This is a genomic window from Leptolyngbya sp. FACHB-36, from assembly GCF_014695955.1.
In the GTDB taxonomy this organism is placed as follows: domain Bacteria; phylum Cyanobacteriota; class Cyanobacteriia; order Leptolyngbyales; family Leptolyngbyaceae; genus FACHB-36.
This window is the reverse complement of record NZ_JACJPG010000408.1, coordinates 1-11296: the sequence shown is the minus strand read 5'-3', so window position 1 is coordinate 11296 and position 11296 is coordinate 1. Positions and strand designations below refer to the sequence as shown.

General features: G+C 51.4%; 9 protein-coding genes. 8 read left to right on the top strand and 1 reads right to left on the bottom strand.

Going from position 1 to position 11296, the window contains the following annotated elements:
- From H6F43_RS11480 to H6F43_RS11470, 3 genes are all read left to right on the top strand, one after another.
- Positions 1 to 564: glycosyltransferase (locus tag H6F43_RS11480; RefSeq protein ID WP_190342900.1), on the top strand; the 564-nt coding region annotated here is incomplete at its 5' end.
- Positions 565 to 583: 19 nt separating this feature from the next.
- Positions 584 to 871 carry an MSMEG_0570 family nitrogen starvation response protein gene (locus H6F43_RS11475; protein ID WP_190342899.1) on the top strand — a complete coding sequence of 96 codons (288 nt, stop codon included), beginning with the start codon at positions 584 to 586 and terminating at the stop codon, positions 869 to 871.
- Positions 872 to 1131: 260 nt separating this feature from the next.
- A complete protein-coding gene (locus tag H6F43_RS11470; RefSeq protein ID WP_190342898.1) occupies positions 1132 to 1674 on the top strand; it encodes an FKBP-type peptidyl-prolyl cis-trans isomerase in 543 nt (180 codons plus the stop codon).
- 291 nt (positions 1675 to 1965) lie between these two features.
- Here H6F43_RS11470 and dnaB read toward each other — a convergent pair whose 3' ends face one another.
- A complete protein-coding gene (dnaB, locus tag H6F43_RS11465) occupies positions 1966 to 3318 on the bottom strand; it encodes a replicative DNA helicase (RefSeq protein ID WP_190342897.1) in 1353 nt (450 codons plus the stop codon).
- Positions 3319 to 3699: 381 nt separating this feature from the next.
- Here dnaB and H6F43_RS11460 point away from each other — a divergent pair, with 381 nt between their 5' ends.
- The 5 genes from H6F43_RS11460 to H6F43_RS11440 all read left to right on the top strand — a co-directional run.
- A complete protein-coding gene (locus tag H6F43_RS11460; protein ID WP_190342896.1) occupies positions 3700 to 6564 on the top strand; it encodes a COR domain-containing protein in 2865 nt (954 codons plus the stop codon).
- 133 nt (positions 6565 to 6697) lie between these two features.
- Entirely contained in the window at positions 6698 to 7924 is a 1227-nt protein-coding gene (locus tag H6F43_RS11455; protein WP_190342895.1) for a hypothetical protein, read from the top strand.
- Between the two features lie 217 nt (positions 7925 to 8141).
- On the top strand, positions 8142 to 9779 hold the full coding sequence (locus tag H6F43_RS11450; protein ID WP_190342894.1) for a SpoIIE family protein phosphatase: 1638 nt from the start codon (positions 8142 to 8144) through the stop codon (positions 9777 to 9779).
- Between the two features lie 3 nt (positions 9780 to 9782).
- A complete protein-coding gene (locus H6F43_RS11445) occupies positions 9783 to 10220 on the top strand; it encodes an anti-sigma regulatory factor (protein ID WP_190342893.1) in 438 nt (145 codons plus the stop codon).
- A gap of 312 nt (positions 10221 to 10532) precedes the next feature.
- On the top strand, positions 10533 to 11296 hold a 764-nt coding region (locus H6F43_RS11440; protein ID WP_190342892.1), incomplete at its 3' end, for a DnaA/Hda family protein.

Sequence of the window (11296 nt, the reverse complement as noted above, 5' to 3'; positions counted from 1 at the left end):
GGAATCGAGCCGCGCAAAAACTCGATTCGGCTACTGCAAGCGTTTGCAGAAGTGCGATCGCGCTATCCGACCGCCCAGTTAGTGATGGCAGGTGGCGCAACGCTGTTTGACTACCAGGACTATCGAGATAAATTTTTGGCGCTGGCTGAAGAATTAAAAATTGAGATTGGGCGCTCCCTCATCTTGCCTGGTGTTGTCGTGGATTCAGAGCTTGCAGCGCTGTATCGGCTTGCGGATGCGTTTGTATTTCCATCGGTTAAAGAAGGCTGGGGCTTAGTCGTGCTGGAAGCGATCGCCTGTGGTCTTCCAGTGATTACCGCCAACCAACCTCCTCTGACTGAATTCCTCTCAAGCCACCAAGCCCTGCTGGTTGATCCCGACTCTCCCACGGCGATCGCCGCGGCAATGTGTGCTGTTCTTCAGCCCGATCGATCAAACGCTCTGATTCAGCACAGTCAATCGATTTTGCCTCAGTACACCTGGGACGCCTCCGCCAAACTGCATGTGCAACACTATCAACAGCGCTTAGGCATTCAACCGCTTTGTCACCCCAATTTCAAATGAACCCCTACTCGTGACGTCTATGCCTGAAATCCGCTTTCAAGTTCAATGGCCCGATGGCTCCCAAGAGCTTTGCTATTCGCCTTCTCTAGTCATCAAAGACTATTTCACGCTGAACCATGACTATGACCTAGATGACTTTGTTCAGCGATCGCGAACCGCGTTGACCATTGCTAGCGATCGAGTTCAGGCGAAGTATGGCAGCCCTTGCGGCTTAGCGCTGGGGCAACTGCACGAGATTGAAACAAAGTCTGCCCAACACAGACAGCTCGTTCAGCCAAAAGTACGGGTCGTCAAATTTATAGAGTAACCGATGATACGGCTGAGCAAGATTGCTCACCGCCAAAAGTGTCACGAAGGCGATCGCGTCCCGTCTTCTACCACACCACTTCTCTAAATTCCAGCGATGGAGCAAACGACCGAAACGTGGACGAAATTAAGCTGTTGCAATTCCGAATTGCGAATTCCGAATTCTGAATTGGTATTACATCTGCTGCAAAGTCCGTTGGTACAATAAGCTTGCATCAAAAGCCAAACGGCTTAATCACTGCTAAGCAACTGGAGAGCGTTGTGAAGGAAATTTTGATCAGTCTGGGTGTTATGGTGACCTGCGTGCTGCTGCTAGTCGTAGCGCAAATTAGCGGCAATCACCGTAGCGCGATCGCGGGAGAATTGTCTCAGCCTGTCGCCGCCGTTGAATCGGTTGCGGACGCTTCTGAAACCACGCCCACATTAATTGCGGAGACCCCTAAACCCCCTAGTGGAGACAAGAAAGTGATTACAACCCCGTCAGGTCTAAAGTATGTCGAACTGGTTGAAGGCACTGGAGCCAGCCCTCAACCTGGGCAAAAGGTTGTTGTGCATTATACGGGAACCCTAGAAGACGGCACCAAGTTTGATAGCTCCCGCGATCGTAACCGTCCTTTTGACTTCAAAATCGGTGTTGGTCAGGTAATCAAAGGCTGGGATGAGGGCGTTGCTAGCATGAAGGTCGGCGGACGGCGGCAGCTAATTATTCCGCCGGATTTGGGCTACGGAGCACGCGGCGCAGGCGGCGTTATTCCTCCCAATGCAACGCTGGTGTTTGATGTCGAACTGCTGCGGATTAGCTAATCGAGATTCGTTTAACCGAAGTTACCTATTAACCTGGCAATAAGAGACCTGATTGCATTCTGGTGTAAGCTTCGGCTCCGCTCAGCACTCAATTAATTTGCGAATTGAGCGGAGTCGAAGCATGTATTTACTGAGTCTGCTCAATATGGGCACATAACTCCTGGCTAGAAAATTATTTCAGCACACCTGCCTGGATTCACTGACAGAAATTTTCAGAGCACTGCCCATCAACCTTTAAAACGTTCATGGATGCCACTCTACGATTTCTGGGATTATTTATCTCTATGTAATTTAAGAACGGTTTGGAGAAGCCATGTTTCTAAATTGGGTAAATTGAGACTCAAACAGGAGCTTGACCATTCCCGTTGGACCATTCCGGTGCTTTGAAATAATCAGTTCTGCGATGCCACGATCGGGCGTGTCAGGATTATAGTACTCGTCACGATATAACATCATCACGAGGTCGGCGTCCTGCTCGATCGAACCACTTTCTCTCAAATCCGACATCATCGGGCGCTTGTTTGTACGCGACTCAACACCGCGGCTTAGCTGCGACAGCGCCACCACTGGCACATTCAACTCCCGTGCCAGTCCCTTTAAGCTACGCGTAATTTTAGACAATTCTTGCACGCGGTTATCGCCACCGCCATCCATTAGCTGAAGGTAGTCCAGCAGCACCAAGCCTAAGGTGCCGCCTTGCTCTGCCTGAAGCCGCCGCGCTTTGGAACGCATTTCCGTAATGCCAATACTCGGCGTGTCGTCAATAAATAGCGGTAGCTGCGACAGCGTGCTAATGGCGTGCCCCAGCGGCTCCCACTCTTGCTGACTGACGCGCCCCGATCGCAGCCGACCACTCTCGATGCGAACTTCACTGGCAAGCAGTCGCTGAATCAGTTGTTCTTTCGACATTTCCAAACTAAAGATTGCCACGGGCAGCTTGTGATACGCCGCGACATTGCGGGCAATATTCATCGTGAAGCTAGTTTTTCCCATCGACGGTCTGCCCGCCACGATAATCAGGTCCGATTTCTGGAATCCCTGCGTCATGGCGTCTAAATCGTAGAAGCCGCAGGACAGACCCGGCAGCACCATGCCTAACGATCGCTGTTCGATGTCCGAAAACGTGTGAGTCAAAATATCTGACGCAGCGGTGAGTCCCTGCTGCGGCAGTGTTTGCGTCACGCTGAAAATCTTTTGCTCGGACTGGTCCAGAACCGTTTCTAGCTCGGCAGACGTGTCGTGCCCCAACTGCGAGATTTCATTGCCCGCCTGAATCAGCTTGCGCCGCATGTACTTTTCAGTTACGAGCAGGGCGTACTGGTCGATGTTGACAGCGCTGACGGTGCGATCGACCAACTGAACGAGCTTGGTTTGCCCGCCCACTTTATCTAGCAAGTCGCGATCGCGCAGCCAGGAAGTCACGCTCATTAGATCCGTGGCGCTGCCCTGACTCTGTAGCGCCAGCATGGTGCGGTAAATTTCTCGATGGGCGCTGAGGTAGAACGCCTCTGGTCGGAGAATATCTGCCACGCGGCTCAGCGCTTCCGGGTCCAGCAGAATTCCACCCAGAATTGATTCCTCGGCGTCGAGGTTCTGCGGCGGTAGGCGATCGTTGTGCGGTTGAAAGCTAAGTTCCTGGACCATGATCGGCAGCTAGGAGTTGAACTACATTCTAGAGGGCAATCGGCTGGCAAGCAGCGATCGCGCCCCCACACTATACCGTTGCCCGATTCATTACTCAACTAGATCTAGCGTCTTTACAAAATAGAACTATTATTTGTCGCTATATGTAGAAGAGCTGAATCAAGTAAAGACTCATCACGCACCTGAGTTAAGTACTTGTGTACTACTTTATCAAGTAATCATTTCAGTTGCCAATATAGTGGACTCAACTAGTAATCCGCTCTATCCAACCAAGCAGTACAGTACAGCAAAGTAGTGACTATTAACATTTCAGCGATCGTGCCTTCCCTGTTGTAGAACAGAAGAGAATCGCTGTCCCTCGCGTAAGGATTTTGTCGATCGATGAGCCTCCAGAACTCTAGCGAAAACACCCCTGAATGGGCTTTAGAGAGAATTCGAGCAGCAAAGGAACAGAACCTTAGGAAGTTAGATTTGAACTATCATGTGAATACTACTGGTCAAAAATTGTCTCAAATTCCAGTTGAGCTTTTCGAGTTAAAGCAGCTAGAGGTCCTGGATTTATCCAATAATCAAATTGCTGAGATATCTGCCGATATCAAGCAACTACAGAACTTATCAATACTGAATCTGTTTGGCAATCAAATTTCTGAGATATCTGTTGCTATTGGGCAGTTGCAAAGCTTAATAGGATTACATCTTGCTTACAATCAAATCACCGAGATACCTGCTGTCATCGGGCAATTGCAAAGCTTGTCAAGGCTGAATCTATCTGGTAATCAAATCACTGAGATACCTGCCGTCATTGGGCAACTGCAAAACTTGTTAAAACTTAATTTATCCAACAATCAAATCACTGAGATACCTGCCGTCATTGGGCAACTGCAAAACTTGTTAAAACTTAATTTATCCAACAACTTAATTAGTAAAATACCTGTCAGTATTGGGCAGTTGCGAAGTTTATTAGAACTTAATTTATCCTACAATCAAATTACAGAAATACCGACCGAGCTTGAACAATTAAAAAAAGTATCAGAACTAAATTTATCCCGTAATCAAATCACCAAGGTGCGTGTCACTGTTGAGCAATTAAAAAACCTATCGAAGCTGGATTTATCCTTTAACCCACTTGAAGACTTACCTTTAGAAATTGCTGAACGAGGGATTAAGGCAATTCGGAGCTATTTCTCTCAGGAGGAAACCGAAGGAGTTGATCATCTTTACGAAGCTAAACTTCTGATTCTAGGTGAACCGGGAGCCGGAAAGACGACTCTTGCTAAAAAAATTCAAGACTCTAATTATCAATTGCAAGACGAAGATTCTACGCAAGGCATCGACGTAATTCAGTATTACTTTCCCTACAATAATCACACTTTCCGCATCAACCTTTGGGACTTTGGCGGACAAGAAATCTATCACTCCACCCATCAATTTTTTCTCACCAAACGCTCCCTCTACGCCCTCGTCGCCGACACCCGTAAAGAAGACACCGACTTCCACTACTGGCTTAACATCGTCGAACTTCTCAGCGACAACAGCCCCCTCCTCATTGTCAAGAACGAAAAACACGATCGACACCGCGAACTCGACGAGGCCGCCCTGCGCGGCCAGTTCACTAACCTACAAAGGACCCTTGCCACCAACCTTGCCACAGGTCGCGGCTTACCCGAACTGCTCAAGGAAATCCAGCACCAAATCGTCCATCTGCCCCACATCGGCACCGCGCTCCCGAAAACCTGGGTGAGAGTCCGCACCGCCCTCGAAACCGAAACTCGTGAACACATCAGCCTGGAAGAATACCTAGAAATCTGCAAAGCCAACGGCTTCAAAACTCGCCAAGACGCCCTGCAACTCAGCGGCTACCTGCATGACCTCGGCGTTTGCCTGCATTTCCAGGACGATCCCCTACTCAAACGCTCCGTCGTTCTCAAACCTCAGTGGGGCACCGACGCTGTTTACAAAGTTCTCGATAACAAAACCGTCGAGCGCAACTTCGGTAGATTCAACCGCCGCGACCTGGTTGCCATCTGGAAACACCCTTCCTACCTCCAGATGCAAGACGAGCTGCTGCAAATCATGGTCAAGTTCCGCCTCTGCTACCAGATCCCCCACACCGACGACTACATTGCTCCGCAACTGCTCAGCGTCAGTCCGCCCGCTTACGAGTGGGACGATCGCCAGAATTTGCTTCTGCGATTTACCTACGAGTTCATGCCTAAAGGCATCCTCACGCAACTGATCGTCGCCATGCACCGATCGATCCTGGATCAAACGGCTGTTTGGCGCAGCGGTGTCATTCTCGTAGACGGCGAGACAAAGGCGGAAGTGATCGAAACCTACAACAGACGCGAAATTCGCGTCCGTGTCGCAGGCAGAGATAAAAAGCGCTGGCTTGATATTGTCACCCACGAACTCGACAAAATTCATGCCAGCTACAAACGCCTTAAATACCAAAAATTAATTCCCTGCAACTGCTCCACCTGCAAGCCTCAGCAAAACCCTCACTTCTACGACTTCGAGGTTCTACGTCGCTTCATTGATGATCGCCAGCCGCATATTCAATGTCAACGCAGCTATGAAATGGTCAACGTTGTCAGCTTAATTGAAGATGTGACGAGTGATCGCGCGAAATGGCTCCGACCGAGAGACGATCGCTACTCAACGTCTGCAAAAATCGCGTCAGAAAAAGCCGTCTTTATCTCATACGCTTGGGGAAAAGACGGCGAAGAGCGCGAAGAAATTGTCAATCAATTGTGTCGATCGTTCGAGCAGCGCGGCATCAAAATTGTCCGCGATAAAGAAACGCTGAAATTCAAAGAAAGCATTCGCGATTTTATGCAGCAGATCGGTCACGGCTACTGCGTTATTTGCATCATTAGCGACAAATACCTCAAATCACGCAACTGCATGTTTGAACTCGTGCAAATTGCTGAACACGGAGAATTCAACGATCGTATCTTTCCGATCGTCCTACCTGATTCTAAGATCTACGATCCAGTTGATTGTGCAGATTACATTCTGCATTGGGAAGAAGAATGCCGTAAACTAGAAGCAAAACTCAAACAGATCACATCCTCTGCGAATCTGCCGAGACTGCAACGCGATCGCAATTTGTACGAGCAAATCAGAGGCACGATCGACGGACTTGTAGACATTCTGCAAGACATGAACACCCTCACCCCCGAAATGCACCTCCAATCCGAATTCGAGCAGCTTTTTGATGCCGTTATGCAGAAGCTCGAAGATTAAACAAGATATTTGTCACAGCTCCACCAAATTTTCGGTCTGTAACACTCTGAGCGATCGGAATTGCAAACAACGATGAACTCAATTGGCTCACAGGATACAGTGGAACAGTCAATGTATCTGAGAGGAGAGAGTGATGTCGCGATCGCGCCGTCTGCATTGGGTAGTAGTGCTGCTGCTGGGGATGAGTTCGGTGCAGCCAGGATTTGCCAAAGCTCCCGAAGTTGACGAATTTCCGCCAAATCCGCTGGAGCTAAAAACGCCAGATCCGCTGCTGCCCAACACGGGAACCAATCGCCCCCTCAGCGAGACAGAGCGCAAGCAGTTGAGCGGAGCATTGGATGCGTTGAACGCGCAAGCCGCTCAGCAGTTGCAATCGGGCGATCGCGTCAAAGCCTTCGAGACGTGGAATCGCGAACTGCGGCTGCGGCGATCTCTGGGACTGCTGCCAGAAGTTCAGGCACTTGGACGAGTCGGCGAAACCGCGTGGAACGAGAACGACACGCCGCAGGTGCGCTGGATTACGAAGCGGCTCGATGCAATTCAGGCACAGATGCAGACGCCCACAGGCAGCACCAATGCGACGAATCAAATTGACGTGCTTGATGCGCTCGCTTTCGCTTATCAACGGGTACGATTGCCTGCCGCTGCGTCGCGCGTTTACCAGCAAGTACTAACCGACGCTCGCCAGCGCAAGGATGCTCAGAAGACCGAAGCAACCCTAACAACACTGGGACAGCTCTACCTCGACTGGTTCGACTACCCCAACGCTGCCGCTACGTATGAAGAACTCCTGAGTGGAGCAAAAGCGCGAGGCGATCGCACAAATCAAGCCCTGTTTCTGAATCAACTGGCATTTCTCCACGAGCAGGCAAAGCAGCCCCAACCCGCGCTCAATTACCAGCAGCAGCTCGTAGACCTGTATCAGCAGCTAAACACCCCAGCCCCCATTCCTGCCCTCAAAATCAAAATCGCCGATAACTACACGCGCCTATCGCAGTCTGCTCAAGCCGAGGAAAATTACCAAAGCGCCTACCAGCTTGCTCAACCGCTCTCCCAGTTTGGCTATGCCAGCGATGCGCTGCAAAAACTGGGTACCCTCTACCGCACCAACGATCGCCTTGATGCTGCCTTGCGCGTGTACGATTTCCTCGTCGTTGTCGAGCAGCAGGCGTACAACCTCTACGGCATGATGAACGCCTACGATCAAATCGGTCAAATCCAAATCGCCCGTAACGCCTATCCGCAAGCGCTAGTCGCCTTTCAGCAGGGACTCGTGCTGGCGAGGCAGTTAAAGTATCGGGAGGACTACTTCACCAGCCAAATTCAGCAAGTCACGCAGCGACCCCAACAGACGCCCTAGCCGATTTTCTGCCGACTGTTAGAGGGATAGAACTTCGGGTACCTTCTGTATAGAGATCCGAGTGATCAGTAGACAGACGTAACTAAACTGAATACTCTATCGCTAGTAGCTAAGCGCCAATAGCGATTAGTTGTTTGCGATCGTTCAGCAAGTTTAGAGCGTACTGAGAACCTGTTATCGGCGGCGAAAACTTACCCTGTTGCATCTGGAGTACTGCATGGCTCAGGAAACTGGGAGCAAGCTAAAGTTGATGGTCGTGGACGACGAGCCAGACAATCTTGACTTGTTGTACCGCACATTTCGACGAAACTTTGAAGTAATCAAGGCAAATAGCGCGATCGACGCCCTGCAAATCCTTGGCGAGCGCGGCGAGATGGCAATCATCATCTCCGATCAGCGGATGCCGGAAATGCTCGGCACGGAGTTTCTGAGCAAAACGGTCGATCGCTTTCCCGACACGATTCGGATCGTGCTGACTGGACACACAGACGTCCAAGATTTGGTAGAAGCCATTAACTCCGGCAAAGTCTTTAAGTACATCACTAAGCCCTGGAGCCATGAGCAGCTTCAGTTGGTCGTTCAGCAAGCTGCCGAAACCTATCAGGTGCTAAAACAGCGCACCAACGATCTCCGTCGAGCGTTGCGACGCGAGTCTCTGTTTAACGCGGTGACCACGGCGATCCGCGAATCCCTCGACTACCACAGCATGCTCCAGACGATCGCGGCAACGCTGGGGCAAACCTTCGAGGCAAGCCGCTGCGTTTTGTACCCTGTGAGTGGCGATTGCATCGTTCCCACGCTCTTTTGCTACTCAGATTCATCCCTAGAGAGCGATCTGCCCGACGCAGATGACCCGCTGATTCAGGCGGCGCTGTCTACTCGTCAACTACAGCGTGCTCAGTTCTTATCCAGCGCTCGAATCGTCGTTCCGTTGACTTACCAGCAGGAATTTTTGGCAGTTCTCGTGCTCGATCGAGTCACCAGCCACAAACCGTGGTCCTTCGAGGACATGGATTTGCTTCAGGGCGTTGCTGAGCAAGCCGCTCTCGCGATTTCCCAAGCAACGCTGTATCGTCGCACTCAAGAGCAAGCCGAGCAAATGCGGGCAGAACTGGCAGTGGCGCGGCAGATTCAGAGCAACCTGCTGCGGCAGCAGTTGCCCGAGTTGGATGGGATGCGGGTTCAAGCCTGCTGCTGCCCCGCGCGAGAAGTGGGGGGCGATTTCTTTGAGGTGTATGTTCATCCGCAGGGCGACGTGTGGCTGGCAGTCGGTGACGTTTCGGGCAAAGGAGTTCCAGCGGCTTTGTTTATGGCGAGTGCCATTTCTGTGCTACGGCGAGAACTGGCGCAAGAAGCTCCAGAGCCGCACATTGTTATGCAAAACTTGAATCGCAGTTTACTGGACGACCTGGTCAGCGCTAACTGCTTCATCACCATGATTTTGGTCCGCTACAGTCCTCTGAACCAGACGATCGTCTATGCCAATGCAGGGCATATCTACCCGCTCGTGTGGTTGCATCGATCGCCGGAAACTCCCACATCAGCCGCCGCGGAGCCGAATTACCTGACGACGCGCGGCATTCCGCTGGGCATTTTGCCGCACTGGAAAGGCAGTTCAGGCAATCTGGAACTGCACTCCGGTGAGGTGCTGCTGCTGACTAGCGACGGCATCACCGAGGCAACAGTTGCCCAGGAGCAGCAATCTACGCGGCGATCGATGCTACAACAGACTGGACTCTGGAAGCTGCTTCAGGAACACATCCCTCTGGATTTGAACCACTTGCTGTCCCAAATTCGATCGCACAACACGGTTCAAGAAGACGACCAAACAATTCTCTCACTGGAGGTTCTGTAGCTGATGAAAACGGAGCTTCAGGTTCCTAGCGATCTACGGTTTCTCACGATCGTCGAGAACTGGATGTTGGGCAGTTTGCAGGCAGTTATGGGCGATCGGGTTGATTGGCAGCGCCAGTCTACTCGCCTCCGCTTAGTCTTGGTAGAGGCGTACTCGAATGTTGTGCGCCACGCGCACCGGGATCAGCCGAATCTTCCAGTTCTGATTCGGTTAGAGCTTCGAGACGGCGATCTCGCTCTGGAAATTTGGGACCAGGGCAGCGGCTTTGACTTGTCCAACTATTTGGAACCCAACCCCGAGGCGCAGCAGGAAGGGGGATACGGCTGGTTAATCTTGAATCGCCTCATGGATCGGGTCGAGTACCAGCTACAGATTGATGGACAGAACTGCCTGAAGCTGGAAACTAGCCTCCCCGAGCCGGACGGCTCAACGCAATCTTGAAGATGAACGAAACTTGAGCCTCGCCTTGTAAGAAATCAGGTAGACTGCTGGCACGTTTGTGTGCATCTAGCGGGTGTAGTGGATTGATGACTCTACTCACCAGAGCACTTGCGATCGCCGTAGAACCTGCTACGCTACCTGTAGAGTAAGAGATGAACCTGGACTCTGCATAAAGCGTCTAGCTAATTTCTCTGGGGTCTGGTTTACTAGAGGTCCTACGGCAGTGCATCTGGGCAACAACGGAGTGCATCGCCTGGTTCGGTCTGATTCCAATACTGAGTAACTGTCCTGGTTGGGAGTAGAGGTCCTGTGGTGGAGATGACGATCGACAACTTTTGGATGCAAGTGCTGGACCGGTTACAGACCCAACTGAATGGTCCAACGTTTGAAACTTGGATCAAAAGCGCCACCGTCGAAGAACTCAGTGAACAGCGGCTGGTCATTCGCTCTCCGAACCCGTTTGCTCGTAGCTGGCTGCAAAAATACTACATGGGGACGATTAACGACGTCGTTTCCGACGTCCTTGGTCGCCCGATCGAGATTCATATCACCGCTGCGCAAAGCGACGGCATGTCATCAGACGAGTCGGATTCTGTTTGGCTACCGTCGATTAACCCAGTGACAGAGGTGTCAAAGGGCGATCGCGTCCGGCACAGCGACCTCAATGCCAAGTATGTGTTTTCGCGTCTAGTCGTCGGCTCCAACAATCGCATGGCGCATGCTGCCTCCCTCGCCGTGGCGGAATCTCCTGGACGAGAGTTCAATCCCCTGTTTCTCTGCGGCGGCGTTGGACTGGGAAAAACGCATTTGATGCAGGCGATCGGGCACTACCGTCTAGACATTTGTGCCTCCTCCAAGGTGGTGTACGTCTCCACAGAAAAATTTACCAACGATTTGATTAACGCCATTCGCCACGACAGTCGGCAGAGCTTCCGGGAGCGCTATCGCGCCGTTGACGTGCTGCTGGTAGACGATATTCAGTTTATTGAGGGCAAAGAATACACGCAGGAAGAGTTTTTCCACACCTTCAACGCGCTGCACGAAGCCGGAAAGCAAGTGGTTCTGGCGTCCGATCG

What these genes read in the sequence shown, in the direction of transcription:
- dnaB (WP_190342897.1), bottom strand. Translation starts at nt 3,318, where the DNA reads ATGGTCCAGGAACTTAGCTTTCAACCGCACAACGATCGCCTACCGCCG.
- H6F43_RS11460 (WP_190342896.1), top strand. Translation starts at nt 3,700, where the DNA reads ATGAGCCTCCAGAACTCTAGCGAAAACACCCCTGAATGGGCTTTAGAG.
- H6F43_RS11450 (WP_190342894.1), top strand. Translation starts at nt 8,142, where the DNA reads ATGGCTCAGGAAACTGGGAGCAAGCTAAAGTTGATGGTCGTGGACGAC.
- H6F43_RS11455 (WP_190342895.1), top strand. Translation starts at nt 6,698, where the DNA reads ATGTCGCGATCGCGCCGTCTGCATTGGGTAGTAGTGCTGCTGCTGGGG.
- H6F43_RS11475 (WP_190342899.1), top strand. Translation starts at nt 584, where the DNA reads ATGCCTGAAATCCGCTTTCAAGTTCAATGGCCCGATGGCTCCCAAGAG.
- H6F43_RS11445 (WP_190342893.1), top strand. Translation starts at nt 9,783, where the DNA reads ATGAAAACGGAGCTTCAGGTTCCTAGCGATCTACGGTTTCTCACGATC.